Below are 18815 nucleotides of genomic sequence, written 5' to 3' on the forward strand. Positions count from 1 at the left end.
TTTGGTGCAAGGGTCCGATCTGTCCGAAAAATTCGGACCCCGTACGAGAGTCCGATCGCCGAGGAGACCGCGATGCGTGTTGCACTCTTCGCCACCTGCGTGAACGACGCCGTGTACCCGTCCACCGCCATCGCCACGGTCAGGCTGCTGGAGCGGCTCGGCGTCGAGGTGGACTTCCCCGCCGGGCAGACCTGTTGCGGGCAGCCGCAGTTCAACACCGGCTACCGGCGCGAGACCGAGCCGATGGTGCGCCGGATGGCGCGCGCCTTCGCGGGGTACGGGTACGTCGTCACCCCGTCCGGCTCCTGCGTGGCGATGGTCCGCGACAACTACCCCCGGATCGGCGCCCTGGCGCTGGCCGAGCGGCGTGGAACCGAGCTCGCCGAGGCGGCCGACTCGCTGGTGCCGCGGGTGTACGAGCTGACCGAGTTCCTGACCGATGTGCTCGGGGTCGAGGACGTCGGTGCCTACTTCCCGCACACCGTGACCTACCACCCCTCCTGCCACGGACTGCGGCTGCTGGGGCTCGGCGACCGGCCTTCGCGGCTGCTGCGCGCCGTCCGGGGGCTGGAGTTGGTGGAGCTGCCCGGTGCCGAGGAGTGCTGCGGATTCGGCGGAACCTTCGCCGTGAAGAATCCCGCCGTCTCCACCGCGATGGGTGACGACAAGGTGCGCAACGCGCTCGGGACCGGTGCACGGGTGCTCTGCGGCGGGGACAACTCCTGCCTGCTGCACCTCCAAGGACTGCTGCGCCGGCAGTCCGCGCCGCTGCGCACGCTGCACCTCGCCGAGATCCTGGCCTCCACCGAGGAGCAGCCGTGGGCCGACGAGGCGCACGGGCGGCGGCCGGTCTCCGGCGACGAGCGAACCGGGAGCACGGTATGAGCGGTACCACCTTCCTCGGCATGCCGGCCTCCCCCGGGCCCCGTCCCGGCTCCCCGGAGGCCTTTCCCTCCTTCCCCGAAGCCGCCGCCGTGGCCACCTTGGACCACAAGCTCCGGGCCAACCTCACCCACGCCACCCGCACCATCCGCGAGAAGCGGGCCCGCGCGGTCGCCGAACTCGCCGACTGGGCCGAGCTGCGCGCCGCCGGTAAGGCGATCAAGGACCACACGCTGCGCCGGCTCGACCGCTACCTGCTCCGCCTGGAGCAGGAGGTCACGGTGGCCGGAGGCACGGTGCACTGGGCCGCCGACGCCGCCGAGGCCAACCGGATCGTCGCCGATCTGGTGCTGGCCACCGGCGAACGCGAGGTGGTCAAGGTCAAGTCGATGGCCACCCAGGAGATCGGACTCAACGAGGCGCTCGCGGCCGAGGGCATCATCGCGTACGAGACCGATCTGGCCGAGCTCATCGTGCAGCTCGGCGACGACCGGCCCTCGCACATCCTGGTGCCGGCGATCCACCGGAACCGGGAGGAGATCCGCGAGATCTTCGCCGAGCGGATGGCCTCCTGGGGCCGGCCCGCGCCCGAGGGTCTCACCGACTCCCCCGCCCAACTGGCCGAGGCCGCACGGCTCCACCTGCGGGAGAAGTTCCTGCGCGCCAAGGTCGCCGTCTCCGGCGCCAACTTCATGGTCGCCGAGACCGGCACCCTGGTGGTGGTCGAGTCCGAGGGCAACGGGCGGATGTGCCTGACCCTGCCTAAGACACTGATCTCGGTGGTGGGCATCGAGAAGGTGGTCCCGGCCTGGCGCGACCTGGAGGTCTTCCTGCAGACCCTGCCGCGTTCCTCGACCGCCGAGCGGATGAACCCGTACACCTCGCTCTGGACCGGCACCCTCGGACCGGAGAACGACGGTCCGTCGGCCTTCCACCTGGTCCTCCTGGACAACGGCCGTACCAGCGCCCTCGCCGACCGGGTCGGCCGGCAGGCGCTGCGCTGCATCCGCTGCTCCGCCTGCCTCAACGTCTGCCCGGTGTACGAGCGGGCCGGGGGCCACGCGTACGGGTCGGTCTACCCCGGTCCGATCGGGGCCGTCCTGACGCCCCAACTGCGCGGCACCACAAGTGGGATCGACGCCTCGCTGCCGTACGCCAGCTCGCTCTGCGGAGCCTGCTACGAGGTCTGTCCGGTGGCCATCGACATCCCCGAGGTCCTGGTCCACCTGCGCGAACGGGTGGCCGGGCAGGGCGGGCACGGGCACCGGCTGGAGCGGGCGGCGGTGAAGGCCGCCGGGCTCGCGCTGGACCACCCCGGTCTGCTGGCCGCCGGGGAGCGGCTCGCGGGGAAGGCGCGCGGTCTGCTGCCCGAGCGGCTGCCCGGCCCCGGCCGCGCCTGGACGGACACCCGTGCTCTGCCCGAGCTGCCCCCCGAACCCTTCCGCGACTGGTGGAAGAAGAACCGTTCCCGGAAGGACAGTCGATGAGCGGCAGCCGCGAGACCGTGCTGGCGCGGATCCGCGCCGCGATCGGCTCCGAGGCGGGTACGGGTGCCGGACCTGCGGCCCCCGGGGACGAGGAGATCCCGCGCGACTATCTCGCCGTTCACCGGGACGAGGATCCGGCGGCGCTGCTCGACCTGCTGCACGAGAACCTGACCGACTACCGCGCCCTGGTGCACCGGAGTACCGAGTCCGAGCTGCCCGCCACCATCGCCCGCCTGCTGTCCGCACACGGCTCCCGGACCGTGGCCCTCCCCGCCGACCTGCCGCCGGGGTGGCTGGCCGCCGCCACCGGGATCGAGGCGGTGACCGACGACGGCACGCTCACCGCCGGGCGGCTCGACGCGGTGGACAGCGTCCTGACCGGCTGTGCACTGGCCGTGGCCGAGACCGGGACGGTCGTCCTGGACGCCGGTCCCGCCCAGGGCAGACGGCTGCTCACCCTGGTCCCCGACCACCACATCTGCGTGGTGCTCGCACCCGAGCAGATCGTCGCCTCGCTCCCCCGGGCGCTTCCCCGCCTGGATCCCACCCGCCCGCAGACCTGGGTCTCCGGACCGTCGGCCACCAGTGACATCGAACTCGACCGGGTGGAGGGAGTCCACGGACCGCGCACCCTGGAGGTGATCCTGGTGAGCGAGGGCTGAGGCCTCCCCGACCACCGCGGATGGCGGCGGCAACAGCGGCGGCAACGGCGAGCTGTCAGCCCTTGATCGCGCCCTCCTCGACACCTCGGAAGAAGAAGCGCTGGAGGGCGGCGAAGACCACGACGATCGGCAGGAAAGCGATCATGGTGCCGGCCGCGATCACGCGGGGGTTGGCACTGAAGGTGCCGTTGAGGTACTGGATGCCGACGGTGAGCGTGTACCTGTCGGGGTCGGTGAGCACGATCAGCGGCCAGAGGAAGTCGTCCCAGGCACCTATGAAGGCGAAGATGACGATGACGCTCAACATGCCGCGTACGTTGGGCAGTCCGATGTGGATCAGGCGCTGCCGGACACTCGCTCCGTCCACGATCGCGGCGTCGTCCAGCTCACGCGGGACCGCGCGGAAGGCGGTGCGCATCAGCAGGACGTTCAGCATCCCGATCGCACCGGGCAGCGCGACGCCCAGCAGGGTGTCCGCGAGGCCGAGGCTGCGTACCGTCACGTACTGCGAAACGATGGTGACTTCGCCCGGCAGCACGAGTGTCGCCAGGAACAGCCCGAGGAGCAGCCGGGCACCGCAAAAGCGCAGTCGGGCCAGCGCGAAGCCGGCCAGCGTCGCCCCCACGACGTTTCCGCCGACGGTGATCGCGGCTACCACCAGGGAGTTGGCGGCGTACCTCCAGACCGGAACGGCGCGAGCGGCTTCGGCGTAGTTGCCGAGGGTGGGGTGGTCCGGCAGGAACCTGGGCGTCCGGGTGAAGACGTCCTCGGTGGGAGCCTTGAGGGAGGTGGAGAGTTCCCAGAGGAAGGGGCCCACGGTGAGGAGGAGGACCAGGAGCAGCAGCAGGTAGCGCACCGCCTTCTCGGTGGTGGAGGTGGAGTTGAAGCCCCTGGTGTGTCCGCTCGGCGCGGTCGCCGGGTCGGGTCCGGGTGTGGGACGCTGTCGGTCCATCGGTTCTCAGGCCGCCTTCCGGTCGAGGCGCAGCAGCAGGAGCAGCGGGCCGACGGTGACGACGAAGAGCAGCAGGCTGAGCGCGGAGGCGTAGCCGAGGTGGCCGGTGAAGCCCCGGCTGTACATCTGGATCAGCATGACCACCGACATGTCCCGGCCGCCCGGCCCGCCGGTGCCGTCGGAGAGTACGTACAGCTCGGAGAAGACCCGTAGCGCCGAGACCGAGATCAGTACGGAGACCAGCAGCATGGTGTTGCGTACGCCGGGCAGCGTGACGTGCAGGAAGCGGCGGAAGGCGCCGGCGCCGTCCACAGCCGCGGCCTCGTGGAGTTCGCGGCCGATGTTCCCGAGGGCCGAGAGGTAGATGATCATGTAGTAACCGAGGCCCTTCCAGACCGTGAGACCGATCGCGCTGAGCAGGAGCAGCCAGCGGTCGGTGAGGAAGGGCAGCGCCTGGTTGAGGATGCCGAGGCGCTGGGCGATGCCGTTGACCAGTCCGCGTTCGTCCAGCACCCAGCCCCAGATGAGGGCTACCACCACGGCCGAGGCGATCACCGGGGTGTAGAAGGCGGTGCGGAAGAAGGTGATGCCGGGCAGGCGCTTCTGGACCAGCAGGGCCATGAGCAGTGGCAGTACGGTGAGCAGCGGTAGGCAGATCACCATGTAGATCACGCTGTTGAGCAGTGCGTCACCCAACTGATCGTCGTTCAGGGCGCGTTGGAAGTTCTGCAGCCCGACGAAGTGTCCGCCGCCGAGCGGGCGGGCGTTGGTGAAGGAGAGGATCACCGTGTTGATGGACGGCCACACGGTGAAGACCAGCAGCCAGACGAGTGCGGGCGCGATGAGCAGCCAGGGGGTGAACCAGCGTCGGTGCGTCATGGTGGGGGCGCTGTCAGTTCTTGAGGAGTTGGTCGCAACGGGCGACGGCGTCGTCCAGCGCCTTCTTGGAGGTGGCGCCACCGCTGATCGCCAGGGCGATCTGCTGGTTGACGATGTCGCTCATCGCCTGGTCCACCTCGACGGGCTGGATGAGAGCGGCCTTGGCGAGCGAGGTGAAGGCGATGACCTTTGCCGTGCCCGCGTTGGTGCCGTCGCTCTTGCTGAAGTACGGATCGCTCGCGGAGGCGTTGGTGCTCGGGAAGATGCTGGTGAGGTGGGCGAAGGCGGCCTGGTTCTCGGCGTTGGTGACCCAGCGGGCCAGCGCCAGGGAGGTGGGCAGGTTCCTGCTGCTCCTGGCGACGGAGAGGCCCTGGACGTACAGCGGCGGAGTGCCCATGGCCGGTGAGGCGACGACCTTGGGTGCCAGGGTGGGATTGTCGGTGGCAAGGCTGGTGATGTAGTTGGCGCCGCCGGTGGTCCAGGCGGCGGTGCCGGAGGAGAAGAGTTTGGCGTTTCCGGCGTACTTGTCGGTGAGGACGTCCTTGGGCAGCAGGCCCTGCCGGTACGCCTCCCGGTAGCGGTCGAGCAGGGCGGCGGCCTCCGGGGTGTTGAAGGTGAAGCTCTTTCCGTCCTCCGCCATGATCCGCACGCCCGCGTTGAACAGGTCGCCGAGACCTGGCTTACGGCTCATCAGATAGGCCTGGCCTCCGGACTTCTCCTTGAAGACCTTGGCCTGGGCGATGAGTTCGTCCAGGTTGGTGGGCAACTTCTGCGGATCGAGGCCGTACTTGGCGAGGAGGTCGGTGTTCCAGTAGTCGACGTCGGTGTTCAGGTACCAGGGGTAGCCGTAGGTGCCCGGCCGGCCCGCGAAGCGGTAGGCGTTGATCCCGCCGGCCACGTAGTCGTGGGCGAGCCCGGGATCCGCTGCGGCGATGTCGAGCAGCAGTCCCTGCCTGACCAGGGGGAGGGCGAAGTCGGGTGGCAGGTTGACCACATCGGGGAGGCTGCCGCCGGCCGCCTGGCTGAGTACCTTGTCGGCGTAGCCGTCGGCGGGCTGGTCGAGCCAGGTGACCTGCACGCCGGGGTACTTGTGCTGGAAGGAGTCGATCACGCCCTGCATGTAGCCGGTGAACTTCGGCTTCAGGGCCCAGGTCTGAAGGGTGACCTTGCCCTTGATCTCTCCGGTGGCGGCGGCGGAGGCACCGTCACCGCCGGACGGGGACGGGCCGCCGCCGAGTCCGCATCCCACCGACGTCATCGCCACGACCGCGGCAACTGCCAGCCTTGCCCAGTACTTTCGCATGAGTTCTCCCGGCCTGTCCTGGTTCCGGTGTTCTGGACGCCCGCCCGCCCGTCAGCCTGCGTGCGTCGCGTCTGGTCACGTACCGGTGCGGCCGCACTGCTCCAGCGGACACGTGCGCATACCGAACCGCGTTTGGATCTCGTGCGTTGGACCGTGCGTCCGGCGCCGTCGGCGCCGGTGAGCAGGTATCGGACCGCGGGTACCAAGTGGCGGGTACCGCAGTGCCTTTGGGAGGTGCCGTGGCACCGATACCGGATTACTAAACCGCTCTAGTGCCCGGGACTATCCTCCGGGCTACACTCCCTGTCAAGAGAGAGGAGTCGGGGCCGTGGGGCGACCGACGATTGCCGACATCGCGCGACGGGCCGGGGTGTCGAAGGGCGCGGTCTCGTTCGCGCTCAACGGGCGGCCCGGGGTCAGTGCCACGACCAGGGAGCGGATCCTGCTGGTCGCCCGGGAGATGAACTGGCGTCCCCACAGCGCCGCGCGGGCGCTCGGCGGGGCCCGCAGCGGGGCGGTCGGCCTAGTGATCGCCAGACCGGCCCGGACCATCGGGGTGGAGCCGTTCTTCGCACAGCTGCTGTCCGGACTGCAGGCGGAACTCTCGGCCGGAGCGGTGGCGCTGCAGCTGCTGGTGGTCGAGGACACCGCGGCCGAGATCGAGGTCTACCGCCGCTGGACCTCCGAGCACCGGGTGGACGGCTTCATCGTGGTGGACCTCAAGATGCGCGACGAGCGGATCGAGGTACTGGAGCAACTCGGCGTTCCGGCGGTCGTGTTGGGCGGCCCCGGCAGACACGGAAGCCTGCCCAGCGTATGGGCGGACGACCGCGAGGCGATGCTCTCGATCGTGCACTACCTGGCCGCGCTGGGCCATCGCCGGATCGCCCACCTGGCCGGGCTGCCCAGCTTCCGGCACACCCAGCGGCGCATCCGCGCGCTGCGCGACTCGGCCCGCAGCCTCGGGCTGACGGAGGCGGTCTCGGTCCCGACCGACTTCAGCGACGCCGAGGGCGCCGCCGCCACCCGCCAGCTGCTCGCCCGGCCTCAGCGGCCGACCGCGATCGTCTACGACAGCGACGTGATGGCGGTCGCCGGCCTCGGCGTCGCCGCCGAGATGGGCGTGGCGGTACCCGGCGAGCTGTCGATCGTCTCCTTCGACGACTCGGTGCTGGCACGGATCGTCCACCCGGCGCTCACCGCGCTCTCCCGGGACACCTTCGCGCTCGGGGAGCAGGTCGCCCGGCAGTTGCTCGCCGCGGTCGACGCCCCGGGAACCATCCGCGACCTGCAGACTCCGACCCCGCTGCTGACGGTCCGGGAGAGCACCGGCCGTCCCGCCGCCGAAGGCGGTCCCGGCGACCTCGCACAGGACCGGCCGGCGACAGGGAGCGCGGGTCGAGCGGCGGGCCCTATTGCCGGTCGGTCTAAACCGCTTTAGGCTCCACCCGACCAAGGGGCCCGCCCTACCCGGCAGCCGGAGGACGCGCGTGACCACCCAGCACCCAAGCCCTGACCGAGTCCGGTTCGGCGTCAACTACGTACCCTCGGCGGGCTGGTTCTACAGCTGGCTGGACTTCTCGGCCGATGCCGTACGGCGCGACTTCGAGGACCTGGCCGGCCTCGGCCTGGACCACGTCCGGGTCTTCCCGATCTGGCCGTGGATCCAGCCGAACCGCTCGCTGATCCGCCGTCGCGGCATCGACGACCTGGTCGAACTCATCGACATCGCGGCGGAGTTCGATCTCGATGTGGCCGTCGACCTGCTCCAGGGGCACCTGTCCAGCTACGACTTCCTGCCCTCCTGGGTCCTCACCTGGCACCGGCGCAGCCTCTTCACCGATCCCGCCGTCCGCGAAGGCGTCATCCGCTACGCGGACCGGGTGAGCCGGGCGGCCTCCAGCAGGTCGAACGTCTTCGCCATCACCCTGGGCAACGAGGTCAACAACCTCTGGCCGGCCAACCCCGCCGATGCCGAGGAGTCCTCCCGGTGGGCCGCCGAGCTGCTGCAGACCATCCGGGCGGCCGCGCCGTACGTGCTCGGCCTGTACTCGCTCTACGACGCCGCCTGGTACGACCCGGAGCACCCCTTCCATCCCGTCGACGCGGCCGAGTTGGGTGATCTGACCACCGTCCACTCCTGGGTGTTCAACGGTGTCTCCGCGCTCGACGGCCCACTCGGTGAGGCCACCGTCTCCCACGCCGACTACCTGGTCGAGCTCGCCGCCGCGACCGCCGCGGACCCGGCCCGCCCGGTCTGGCTCCAGGAGATCGGCGCACCACGGCCGGACGTACCGGATCAGCACGCGCCCGCCTTCGTCCGCCGCACACTCGACCGCGTTCTCGCCAACCCCTCGCTGTGGGGCGTCACCTGGTGGTGCTCACACGACCTGGACCGTTCGCTCGCCGACTTCCCCGAGCGCGAGTACGACCTCGGTCTGTTCACCACCGACCACCGCCGCAAGCCGCTCGCCTCCGAACTCGCCGCCGCCATCACCGAGCAGCGCTCGGCCGAGCGGACCGCCCGGCACCCGGATCGGCGCGACGCGGCCGTCGACCGCCCCGGCCTGCTCTGCGAGGTCGATCTGCGTGAACGCCCCGACCGCCGCGCCGAGGTGGCCCCCGGCAGCGCCTTCCACTCCGAGTGGGTACGGCTGCGCTCCTCGGGCCCGGTCGCCATCGTCCCCACCGCCCGTGCGGGCGACCCCGGGTACCTGGCCGCGCGCGGCGTCGGCAAGCTCATCGATCCCGGCACCCTGGTCCGGCCCGACGGCCGGTCCTGAGCACCCGGTGCGGCGCCGCACCACCGCACCGCACCACCGCCGCACCGCGCCACGGCCCCACGGCCCGACCGCCACACCGCACCACGGCCCCACCGCCGCACCATCGCACCGCCGAACCGCTGAACCGCTGAACCGCTGAACCGCTGAACCGCCGCACCCGACCACTCGCCCTCGCGCTGGATCGGAGACCCGGATGAGACTCAGACACCTGTCCCTGCTCCTGTGCGCGGCCCTCGCCACCACCGTCCTCGGCACGGTGCCCGCGACGGCCGCCGCCCCGGACCAGGACCGGGCCGCAGCCACGGCCACCGCCGAAGCCACGGCCGATTCCTTACCCAGGACCGCTACCACCAACGGCAGCCAGCCGTACGCCTCCCACTGGTACCCGAACACCATCCTCGACTGGGACCCGGCGACCGACCCGGATGCCAGGTTCAACCGCTCCCGGGTCCCGCTGCAACCACGGACCACCGATCCGGCGCTGCGGGCCAACCCCAACGCCCGGGCCGGCGAGGCGAAGATCTCCTCGCTGGTCTCCTTCGGCCCGACCTCCGCCAACCCCTCGCAGGGTTCGGCCGACCCCGACTACTACGCCTTCGGCTACTGGCAGTACGTGAACACCCTGGTGTTCTGGGGTGGTTCGGCGAGCGAGGGGCTGATCCTGGCACCCAACCCGACGGTCATCGACGCCGCGCACCGCAACGGCGTCAAGGTCTACGGCACGGTGTTCTTCCCGCCCGCCGCCTATGGCGGGCAGCTCCAGTGGGTGCGCGACTTCGTGCGGAAGTCCGGCTCCCGCTACCCGGTCGCGGACAAGCTGGTGCAGGTGGCGAAGTACTACGGCTTCGACGGCTGGTTCGTCAACCAGGAGACGGGCGGCGGCGATTCGGCCCTCGCCACCGAGCTGCGCGACACCATGACGTACGCGCGGGCACAGGGCCGGATCGAGTTCCAGTGGTACGACGCGATGACCGCCTCCGGCGACGTCGGCTGGCAGGAGCAGCTGGACTCGGCCAACTCGGCCTTTCTGCAGGACGGCGCCAAGCGGGTCGCCGACTCGATGTTCCTCGACTTCGGCTGGACGGCCGCCGGACTCGACTCCTCCCGCAGCGTGGCACGCTCGCTGGGCCGCAGCGAGTACGACCTGTACTCGGGCATCGACACCGAGGCCGACGGCTACCGCACCGGTGTCTCCTGGGACGCGCTCTTCCCGCCGGGAAAGCCGCAGGTCACCTCGGTCGGCCTGTACCGCCCCGAGTGGACCTGGAAGTCGGCCGGCGACCGCGCCGACTTCTACGCCAGGGAATCCCGCTACTGGGTCGGCGCCAACGGCGATCCGTCCGACACCACCACCCCGGACTCCTGGAAGGGCCTGGCCGACTACATCGCCGAGTCCTCGCCCGTCACCGCCAAGCCGTTCGTCACCTCCTTCGACACCGGTCAGGGCGACTTCTACAACTCGGGCGGGAAGCGGGTCGCGTCAGGCGGTTGGAACAACCTCTCGCTCCAGGACGTACTGCCCACCTACCGCTGGCTGGTGGCCTCGAACGGCAGCAGACTCAGCCCGTCGATCGACTTCACCGACGCCTACGAGGGCGGCTCCTCGCTGCGCCTGACCGGGCGGCTGGACGCGGTCAACACCATCCGCCTGTACGAGTCCCGCTTGCCGGTGACCGCCGCCACCAGGCTCTCCGTCGTCCTCAGGACCCCCGCTGCCGGGGACTCCCACCTCAGTGCGGCCGTCTCCTTCACCGACGACCCGACCAGGTTCACCACCATCCCCCTGGGCGCGACCCACGGCAGCGGCTGGGAGCGGCGGACCCTGGACCTTTCGGGGTACAAGGGGCGGACCATCGCCCAGATCGGCCTCCGGGTCGCCGCACCGAGCCCCGTCGCCTCCTACGATGTGCGGATCGGCCAGCTCGCGGTGTACGACGGACCGGTGAGCGCCACCGCCGCGCCCACCGCTCTCACCGTGCTCGGCGCCACCGACGTCTCGGCGACCCGCAAGTCGCTGCGGCTGTCCTGGAGCGCGCCGAAGGCCGGCGCCGTGCACCACTACGAGGTGTACCGCTGCGACCCGGACGGCAGCCGCACCTTCCTCGGCGGCACGCCCGATGACGCCTACTTCGTCCCCCGGCTGGACCGGTTCGGCACGGAGAGCACCACCACCATCGAGGTCCAGGCGGTCTCGACGACGTACGGACGCTCCACAGTGGCCACGGCCAGGATCAGTTGGGCGGGCGCCCCGCCAGTCGGGAGCGCTCCGGCGCCGGACCGGCCGGCCCCCGCCGCCCGCGATCTCGACGCCCGAGGCTCGTAGCAGCAGGAGCACCACCGTACGACACCCTCACCCCAGGAAGGACCACCCGTGCCGGTCGCCATCACCGCCGTGGAGAACACCGACCTGTTCGTCGGCACCGAGGAAGCCCCCCGCCAGGTACTACGCGTGACCCTGGACACGGCCGCTGACGGCCCGCCGGTCCGGGTCACCGTCACCGGTCCCGGTGTCAGCGGCGAGGCCGCCGGCACGGGCGTGCTCGAAGTCCCGCTCACCATCGCCGATCCGGTGGCCGGCGCCCGGATCCCGGTCACGGTGACGGTGACGGCCGAGGGCGCCACCGAGAACACGGCCGCCACGGCCGAGGCGACCGTCGAGGTCGCCGAGGCGGGCTGGACCATGTACCTGGTCTCGCACTTCCACTACGACCCGGTCTGGTGGAACACCCAGGCCGCCTACACCTCGCCGTGGGAGCTGCTCTCCGGCGACGCCACCACCCGGCCGCTGTGGGAGCGCAACGGCTTCGCGCTCGTCGACGCCCATCTGGACCTGGCGCTGCGCGACCCGGTGTACCGGTTCGTCCTCGCCGAAGTCGACTATCTGAAGCCGTACTTCGACCAGCACCCCGAACGCCGCGCCGATCTGCGTCGGCTGCTGGAGCGAGGCCAGGTGGAACTGGTCGGCGGCACCTACAACGAGCCGAACACCAACCTGACCGGCGCGGAGACCACCATCCGCAACATCCTCTACGGCATCGGCTACCAGCGCGAGATCCTCGGCGGTGACCCGCAGACCGCCTGGCAGCTGGACGTCTTCGGGCACGACCCGCAGTTCCCGGGATACCTGGACGCGGCGGGGCTGACCGGCAGCGCCTGGGCGCGCGGGCCGTTCCACCAGTGGGGGCCGATCCAGAAGAACTTCCGCACGGCCAAGGACGACGCCAGGGTGATGCAGTTCCCGAGCGAGTTCGAGTGGATCTCGCCCTCGGGGCGCGGGGTGCTCACCCACTTCATGCCGCACCACTACTCCGCCGGCTGGTGGATGGACTCCTCCCCCGACCTGGCCTCCGCCGAACAGGCCGTCTACGAGCTGTACCGCAAACTCAAGCCGGTCGGCGCGACGAGGAACCTGCTGCTGCCCGTCGGCACCGACTACACCCCGCCGAACAAGTGGGTCACCGAGATCCACCGCTCCTGGGCCGCCAAGTACGTCTGGCCGCGCTTCATCTGCGGCACACCGCGCGACTTCCTCACCGCCGTCCGCGCCGAACTCGCCGCCACCGGCCGGCGGCCCAGCCCGCAGACCCGCGACATGAACCCGGTCTACACCGGCAAGGACGTCTCCTACATCGACACCAAGCAGGCCCAGCGGGCCGCCGAGGTGGCCGCCGTGGACGCCGAGAAGCTCGCCACCCTGGCCGCCCTCCAGCACCTGGGCAGCTACCCGCAGGCCGCTCTCGACAAGGTCTGGCGCCAACTCGCCTACGGCGCACACCATGACGCGATCACCGGCTCCGAGTCCGACCAGGTGTACATCGACCTGCTCTCGGGCTGGCGCGAGGCGTACGACCTGGCCGCCGCGGTCCGCGACACCGCGCTGGACGCACTGCTCGGCCGGATCGACACCACGGGCGAGGGGACGGCCGTGGTCGTCACCAACACGCTGTCCTTCGACCGCTCGGCGCCGGTGGAGGTCCCGCTGCCGGAGGGCACCGACGGCGGCCGGGTACTGGACGACACCGGCGCCGAGGTGCCCTGCGCGGTGGACCGGGGCACCTTGCGCTTCCTGGCCGCGGACGTCCCCGCGCTCGGCTGGCGGACCTGGCGGCTGGTGGACGGTACGCCGGACGCCGCCTGGCAGCACGCCGAGGGCCGGACCATCGGCAACGAACGCTACCGGGTCACCGCTGACCCGTCCCGGGGCGGCGGGCTGTCCAGCGTCCACGACCTGCGCCACGGACGGGAGCTGATCCAGGAGGGCCGGGTCGGCAACGAGCTGCGGGTGTACGAGGAGTACCCGCAGCACCCGGACTTCGGCGAGGGCCCCTGGCACCTGGTCCCCAAGGGCCCGGTGGTCGGTGCCGCCGACGGGAGTGCCACCGTCCGCCGGGAGACCGGCCCGCTCGGCGAACGACTGGTGATCGGCGGCACCGTCGACGGCATCGGGTACGAGCAGACGGTGACGCTCTGGCACGGTGTCGAACGGGTCGACTGCCGGACCCGGGTACTGGACTACGCGGGTGCGGACCGGCTGCTGCGACTGCGCTTCCCGGTCGACCTGCCCGGCGCGCTGCCGGTCAGCGAGGTGGCCGACGCCGTGGTCGGGCGCGGTTTCGCGCTGCCGGACGTCGACGCGGCCGAGTCGCCGTGGACCCTGGACAACCCGGCCAACACCTGGTTCGGACTGAGCGCCACGGCCCGGGTCCAGCTCTGTGACCTGACCGGCGCGACGATCGGCGAGCGGGCACTCGGCGTCGCCGAGGTGGTGGTCCCGACCCTGGAGGCCGCCGCCTCGGCGCGCGAACTGGTCGTCGCACTGGCCCGCGTGGGCGTCACCGCGACCACCGCGAGCGCCGACTGGTCCCGCTACGGCTGGCTGGACGTCGACTCCAACCTGCCGGACTTCCGCATCGTCCTCGGCGGCCCCGAAGTCAACGACGCCACCCGCGAGTTGCTGGAGCGGGCCGGTGCCGAGTACGCCGCCGCACTCAGGACGCACGGGCGGGTGTGGGTACCGGCCGACAAGCCGCTGCACGAGATGTGGCAGCCGGGTGCCGACCTGCGCGACCTGCGCGCACTGCCCGCCCTGGTGGTGACGGATTCCGCCGCGCTCGCCGAGGACCTCGCCGACGCCCGGGTCGCTGCCGTCTGCCCCGGCACGGTGGCAGCGGGCGAGCTGCTCACCGACCACACCGTCGCCCTGCTCACCTTCGGCCTGCCCGGCTTCGCCGTGGACCCGACCGGCGCGCTGCACCTCTCGCTGATGCGCAGCTGCACCGGCTGGCCGTCCGGGGTCTGGATCGATCCGCCGCAGCGCACCCTGCCCGACGGTGCCTCCTTCCAACTCCAGCACTGGACCCATGAGTTCAGCTACTCACTGGTGTCCGGTGACGGCGACTGGCGGGCCCTGGCCCTGCCCGCGCAGGGCCAGGAGTTCAACCACCCGCTGTACGCGAGGCTCGTCCCCGACCACCCGGGCCCGCTCCCGGCCCACCGGGCCAACCTGCGGGTCCGGCCGGAGCGCGAGGTGCTGCTCGGCACCCTCAAGCCGACCGGCAACCCGATCGCCCAGGGCTCGGCGGCCGCCGCCGACCCGGCCGCCGGCGTCACGCTTCGCCTGGTGGAGTCCACCGGTCTCGGCCGCGGTGTGCGGCTGGAGGGCGCGCTGCGGTTCGCCGAGCTGCGTACGGCCGACCTGCTGGAGCGCGCCGGTGAGCCGCTCACGGGCGCCCCTGAGCTGCACGGCTCGGAGGTCGCGACCCTGGTGGGCGTACCGGAGGCCGCCGAGGCCGGACCTTGGGATGCCGTAGCGGCGGGTGCGCTCGGCCCGGTCGCCGAGGTCGCGCAGCCCGTGCACGCGCGCTACTGGCTGCACAACCGGGGTCCGGCTCCGATGGGCTACCTCCCGGTCTCCGTCGGGGTCTCGCCCGGTCTGCTGCGCACGGACGGTGAACCGGTGGAGATCTCCGTGGTACTCGCCTCGCACCTGCGCGACGCGGCGGTCGAGGGCACGGCGAGCCTGCTGGCTCCCCAGGGGTGGGAGGTGGCCCCCGGACGGCGGCCCTACCGCCTGGAGGCCGGCGGGCATCTCCGCTTCCCGGTGACGCTCCGGCCACCGGCCGGTACCGCACCCGGTCTGTACTTCGTGGCGGCCCGGGTGGAGTACGCCGGGCAGTCCGTCGAGGACGTCGCCACGATCGCAGTGGGTGATCTGCCTCAGGTGCTGCCGGTGGCGGGCGGGATCCCCGAGGACTGGGCGGCGGCTCAGGGGACCAAGGCCGCCACCGGCCGGGACACCGGGCTTTCGGTGGATGTCACCTCCTCCTCGCTGCGCCTGGTGCCCGGCGGCCGGGCCGAGTTGGGCGTGGTGCTCGCCAACCGCACGCGGGGGGAGATCCGGGGCGAGCTGCAGCTGGTCTCCCCGTGGGGCACCTGGGGAGCGATCGCCGATCCCGTGCGCGGCTTCAGCCTTCCGGCAGGTGCCGAGCGGACGGTCACCTGCGAGGTGGCCGTCCCGCGCGATGCCGAGGCCGGGGCGTACTGGGCACTGGCGAAGGTGATGTGGTTCGGCCGCTGCCAGTACGCCCCGACCGTCGAGCTGGTGATCGCCCCGTGAGCACCGCACACCGGCAGCACGACCGGGCGCACGTGGCCGACGGCGATCGCTCCGGGCACCCGGCCGAGGACGGGCTCCCGACCGGGGGCGAGCGGACGGACGGCGGCGAGCGGACGGACGGGCACGGGAACGGGCGGACGCAGGAGCAGATGCGCGAGCGCGTGCACGAACCCGCGCACGGGCATGCGCACGGGCAAGCGCAGCACGGGCACCCCGCCCCCGGGATCCTCGGCCTGCTGGACGGCCGGCCGCTGCCCCGGGGTGAGCTCGACCGCCGGCTCACCGCCCTGCGCACCGGGCCCCGGTCCTCCGCACTGCCGGTCCCCGGGAGCGCCGAGGACCGGCAACTGACCCGTTGGGTCGCCCAGGTGCTGCTCACCGAGCAGCTCTGTGCCGCCGAGGCGGCGGCGCGCGGACTGACCGCCGGGATCGAGCACTCCGGGGATACCGAGGCACCGCCGGTCCGGCTGGACCAGCGTGCCGCCGTCGAGCTGGGCTCGATCGCCGCCGCCGCGTTCGAGGGCAGCGCCGCCGTACGGGCGGTGTACCGGGCCGTGACCGCCGGTGTCACGGTCCCACCCGCCGAGGTCGCCGCGTACCGCTCCGCCGTCGAGGAGCGGCGGGACGGGTCCGACGGGGACGGGCCGCTCTGGCGGATCGCCACTCCGGACGGCGAGTTCGAGGCCCGGCCGCGGTCGCTGCCGCGCGCGCTGGCCGCCGCGCTGCGCGCGGCCGGCCCGGGGAGGACGGTCAGCGTGGACGGCTGGACGGCCGCCCTGCTCACCGAACGCGATGCTCCGGACGCTCCGGACGACCCCGCCCCCGAGCTGCTCGAAGCCGCCCGCCGGATCGCCTTCGTCCGCTGGCTGGACCACGCCCGCGCGCACCGGCTGCGCCTGGTGCCGGGTCTGGAGCACCCCGGTGATCCGGCCCAGCCGGACAACCACCACCGGCACTGACCTCCGCTCGGCGGTCCCACCCTCCGTACGATGGACGGTGGGGCCCGCTGAGGAGGCCGGTCATGGGTCGAGTACGACGGTACGCACTGACGTTCCCCGGCGAACCGGGCAGCCACCGGCCACAGGACGTGGTCGTCGTCAAGGACACGGGCGTGGACGGCCCCGGCGGCCATCCCGTCTATGCGGACGACTCCGGGATCGTCAGAGCCGAGATCAGTGATCGCGGCGAGGTCCGGATGCTGGCCAGCGGCGGACACCAGACACCACGCACCCCGATGCACGCGGAGGCGCTTCCCTGAGCCGCAGCCGGTCGGCTGCCTCGGGGGCGCCACCCGGCCGGTCCCGGTGGGGACGTCCAGAAGAGCCGGCCACCGGGCCGGTGACCGGTGGAACGGTTGACCGGGAAATTCCTTTGCGGGGTGCGCCGGACGTACCGACAATCGGCCCATGAGCGACCACTCCCGGACCGACTTCTCCGTCAAACCCACCCTCGTCGGAGAGAAGGTGGTGCTGCGCCCGTTCCGGGTGGACGAGGACATCGCCACCATCCGCGAGTTCCTCCAGGACCCGGAGATCGGCAGGCTCACCGGCAGCGGCCACGGACCGCAGGATACCGAGCCGTGGGACGACAAGACCGAGGAGCGGATCCGCAGTTGGTACGGCACCCGGCACGAGCAGACCGACCGGCTCGACCTGGCCGTGGTCGAGCGGGCGACCGGCCTCTGCGTGGGCGAGACGGTGCTGAACCGCTGGGACAGCGGCAACCGCAGCTGTAACTTCCGCATCCTGCTGGCCTCGTCGGGGCAGAACCGGGGGCTCGGCACCGAGGCGCTGCGGCTGATCGTCGGCTACGGCTTCGAGCAGCTCGGGCTGCACCGGATCTCGCTGGGGGTGCTCGCGTTCAACCCGCGTGCCCGGCGCAGCTATGAGAAGGCCGGATTCGTGCTGGAGGGCGTCCAGCGTGACGCGCTGTACTACGACGGGGAGTGGGTGGACGACATCGTGATGTCGATCCTGGCCCCCGAGTGGGAGCGCCACCGCGGGTTCCCGGAGAGCGTCTGAGCGTTCAGTCGCCCGCGGGCAGCAGGGACGGCCACACCTCGTGCTCGGCGGTGGCGGCCCAGACGACGTCACCGTGCCCGTAGCCCGGGAGCACGGAGAAGCCGACCGGGCCGCCACCGCCTTCGCGGATCAGCCGGGCCGCCAGATCGTGGTCGCCCCGCCCGAGTTCGGTGTTGATCCAGACCACCTCGGCCCGGATCGCGGCCCAGTCGATCCGGTAGACGTCGTCCCGGCCGGCCCACACCGCCGCGAGGTCACGGAGCAGCGCGGTCGGCTGCAGGCCGCTGCCGAGCCGGCCGACCGCCGCCGCCCAGACGGCGAACGGGGTGCGGTCGAGGGCGAACCGGTCCTGCCGCGGGGTGGCGCCGAAGTGGAACTCGCCGCTGCTGTGCCCTCGTTGGTAGATCCAGTTGGCCGGTCCCGGCAGCTCGCGGGTGTGCGTCAGGGCGTAGTGGGCGAGTGCCAGATTGCCGAAGCGGGTGGACGCGTCGACCGGGCGCGGTACCCCGCTGTCGCCGTCGGGGTCCTCGGCCGCGCGGGCGAACAGCGTCTTCAGGCCGGGGTCGACGGTCCGGATGCCCTGGTCCAGCAGCTGCTGGAGTGCGGCGGTCAGGTCGGCGGCGCGGGCGGTGAGTCCGGGCTCGGCGACGGGGTCGAACGGGCCGGTGGTGTCCAGCGCGATCACCCGCTGCGGCCCGCGGCCACCGCCGTGGGCCGCGGTGTCCAGCGCCAGTAGGGCTCCGGCCGAGTGGCCCAGCAGGTCGTACGGCAGGTCCACCGCCTCCCGCACCGCCGCGACGACCCGCTCGACGTCCGCGCGGTGGTGGGCCAGGCCCCAGTCGGCGCAGTCGGCGTCGGCCGTGGTGAGGGCGTCCTCGCGGGGCGAGATCCCGACCACCAGGAAGCCGTGGTCGCACAGGAACTGGGCGAGGCTGCGGCCCGGTGCGGTGAAGTAGCCGGCCCGGGCGTTGAGTCCACCGCCGGGCAGCAGGTGGACCACCCGACGTGGTGTGGCGCCGGTGGCGGCGAGTACGTCGAGGGTCAGCGGTACGGGCCGGTCCCGCAGGACCAGGCGGTGGTGCTCCCGGCCGTCACCGCTCGCCACCGGGGAGGCCGCCACGATGTCGCGGCCGAGTGTCCCGGTGAGCCGTTCCACCACTCGCATGTCGGTTCCCCCGTTCCTGTTCAGATCACCAGGATGCCCGAGGTGCTGTGCTCGGGACCGCCGGG

At 72.0% G+C, this 18815-nt stretch carries 14 protein-coding genes; 10 read left to right on the forward strand and 4 right to left on the reverse strand.

Features of this window, described 5'->3' with window-relative positions; all coding sequences use genetic code 11:
• Positions 1 to 72: 72 nt before the first annotated feature.
• From ACSMTC_RS05285 to ACSMTC_RS05295, 3 genes are read left to right on the forward strand one after another with little or no spacing between them, the layout of a single operon-like run.
• Entirely contained in the window at positions 73 to 885 is an 813-nt protein-coding gene (locus tag ACSMTC_RS05285; protein ID WP_436558467.1) for a (Fe-S)-binding protein, read from the forward strand.
• Complete coding sequence (locus tag ACSMTC_RS05290) at positions 882 to 2369, forward strand: lactate utilization protein B (RefSeq protein ID WP_436558468.1); 1488 nt, start codon at positions 882 to 884, stop codon at positions 2367 to 2369. Before ACSMTC_RS05285 ends, ACSMTC_RS05290 begins: the two co-directional genes overlap by 4 nt.
• Complete coding sequence (locus ACSMTC_RS05295) at positions 2366 to 3031, forward strand: LutC/YkgG family protein (RefSeq protein WP_436558469.1); 666 nt, start codon at positions 2366 to 2368, stop codon at positions 3029 to 3031. The genes ACSMTC_RS05290 and ACSMTC_RS05295 overlap by 4 nt, the downstream gene beginning before the upstream one ends.
• Before the next feature lie 55 nt (positions 3032 to 3086).
• On the opposite strand, the gene ACSMTC_RS05300 is transcribed toward ACSMTC_RS05295, so the two are convergent.
• Genes ACSMTC_RS05300 through ACSMTC_RS05310 form a run of 3 tightly spaced genes read right to left on the reverse strand, consistent with a single transcriptional unit; the run spans position 3087 to position 6165 of the window.
• On the reverse strand, positions 3087 to 3983 hold the full coding sequence (locus tag ACSMTC_RS05300; RefSeq protein WP_436558470.1) for a carbohydrate ABC transporter permease: 897 nt from the start codon (positions 3981 to 3983) through the stop codon (positions 3087 to 3089).
• A gap of 6 nt (positions 3984 to 3989) precedes the next feature.
• Positions 3990 to 4862, reverse strand: a complete 873-nt coding sequence (locus tag ACSMTC_RS05305) for a carbohydrate ABC transporter permease (RefSeq protein ID WP_436558471.1) — start codon at positions 4860 to 4862, stop codon at positions 3990 to 3992.
• A gap of 13 nt (positions 4863 to 4875) precedes the next feature.
• A complete protein-coding gene (locus ACSMTC_RS05310) occupies positions 4876 to 6165 on the reverse strand; it encodes an ABC transporter substrate-binding protein (protein ID WP_436558472.1) in 1290 nt (429 codons plus the stop codon).
• 328 nt (positions 6166 to 6493) lie between these two features.
• Here ACSMTC_RS05310 and ACSMTC_RS05315 point away from each other — a divergent pair, with 328 nt between their 5' ends.
• From ACSMTC_RS05315 to ACSMTC_RS05345, 7 genes are all read left to right on the forward strand, one after another.
• Complete coding sequence (locus tag ACSMTC_RS05315; RefSeq protein ID WP_436558473.1) at positions 6494 to 7606, forward strand: LacI family DNA-binding transcriptional regulator; 1113 nt, start codon at positions 6494 to 6496, stop codon at positions 7604 to 7606.
• Positions 7607 to 7655: 49 nt separating this feature from the next.
• Positions 7656 to 8948, forward strand: coding sequence for a glycoside hydrolase 5 family protein (locus tag ACSMTC_RS05320; RefSeq protein ID WP_436558474.1), 1293 nt, complete (start codon positions 7656 to 7658; stop codon positions 8946 to 8948).
• A gap of 193 nt (positions 8949 to 9141) precedes the next feature.
• Positions 9142 to 11271, forward strand: coding sequence for an endo-beta-N-acetylglucosaminidase (locus ACSMTC_RS05325; protein WP_436558475.1), 2130 nt, complete (start codon positions 9142 to 9144; stop codon positions 11269 to 11271).
• Positions 11272 to 11319: 48 nt separating this feature from the next.
• A complete protein-coding gene (locus ACSMTC_RS05330; RefSeq protein WP_436558476.1) occupies positions 11320 to 15564 on the forward strand; it encodes a glycoside hydrolase family 38 N-terminal domain-containing protein in 4245 nt (1414 codons plus the stop codon).
• Positions 15561 to 16523, forward strand: a complete 963-nt coding sequence (locus ACSMTC_RS05335; RefSeq protein WP_436558477.1) for a DUF7158 domain-containing protein — start codon at positions 15561 to 15563, stop codon at positions 16521 to 16523. The genes ACSMTC_RS05330 and ACSMTC_RS05335 overlap by 4 nt, the downstream gene beginning before the upstream one ends.
• 62 nt (positions 16524 to 16585) lie before the next feature.
• Positions 16586 to 16822, forward strand: coding sequence for a DUF6296 family protein (locus tag ACSMTC_RS05340; RefSeq protein ID WP_436558478.1), 237 nt, complete (start codon positions 16586 to 16588; stop codon positions 16820 to 16822).
• A 148-nt stretch (positions 16823 to 16970) separates the two neighbouring features.
• Positions 16971 to 17585 carry a GNAT family N-acetyltransferase gene (locus ACSMTC_RS05345; RefSeq protein WP_436558479.1) on the forward strand — a complete coding sequence of 205 codons (615 nt, stop codon included), beginning with the start codon at positions 16971 to 16973 and terminating at the stop codon, positions 17583 to 17585.
• Positions 17586 to 17589: 4 nt separating this feature from the next.
• Here the strand turns inward: ACSMTC_RS05345 and ACSMTC_RS05350 are convergent, their stop codons facing one another.
• Complete coding sequence (locus ACSMTC_RS05350) at positions 17590 to 18750, reverse strand: alpha/beta hydrolase (protein WP_436558480.1); 1161 nt, start codon at positions 18748 to 18750, stop codon at positions 17590 to 17592.
• Positions 18751 to 18815 lie beyond the last annotated feature (65 nt).

It is taken from the genome of Kitasatospora sp. HPM-01-4 (assembly GCF_051374625.1).
Lineage (GTDB): Bacteria > Actinomycetota > Actinomycetes > Streptomycetales > Streptomycetaceae > Kitasatospora.

Bases quoted from the DNA above. Each gene is read 5' to 3' on its own strand.
- ACSMTC_RS05350 (WP_436558480.1), bottom strand. From the start codon at position 18,750: ATGCGAGTGGTGGAACGGCTCACCGGGACACTCGGCCGCGACATCGTG.
- ACSMTC_RS05340 (WP_436558478.1), top strand. From the start codon at position 16,586: ATGGGTCGAGTACGACGGTACGCACTGACGTTCCCCGGCGAACCGGGC.
- ACSMTC_RS05345 (WP_436558479.1), top strand. From the start codon at position 16,971: ATGAGCGACCACTCCCGGACCGACTTCTCCGTCAAACCCACCCTCGTC.
- ACSMTC_RS05295 (WP_436558469.1), top strand. From the start codon at position 2,366: ATGAGCGGCAGCCGCGAGACCGTGCTGGCGCGGATCCGCGCCGCGATC.
- ACSMTC_RS05300 (WP_436558470.1), bottom strand. From the start codon at position 3,983: ATGGACCGACAGCGTCCCACACCCGGACCCGACCCGGCGACCGCGCCG.
- ACSMTC_RS05305 (WP_436558471.1), bottom strand. From the start codon at position 4,862: ATGACGCACCGACGCTGGTTCACCCCCTGGCTGCTCATCGCGCCCGCA.
- ACSMTC_RS05285 (WP_436558467.1), top strand. From the start codon at position 73: ATGCGTGTTGCACTCTTCGCCACCTGCGTGAACGACGCCGTGTACCCG.
- ACSMTC_RS05290 (WP_436558468.1), top strand. From the start codon at position 882: ATGAGCGGTACCACCTTCCTCGGCATGCCGGCCTCCCCCGGGCCCCGT.
- ACSMTC_RS05310 (WP_436558472.1), bottom strand. From the start codon at position 6,165: ATGCGAAAGTACTGGGCAAGGCTGGCAGTTGCCGCGGTCGTGGCGATG.
- ACSMTC_RS05325 (WP_436558475.1), top strand. From the start codon at position 9,142: ATGAGACTCAGACACCTGTCCCTGCTCCTGTGCGCGGCCCTCGCCACC.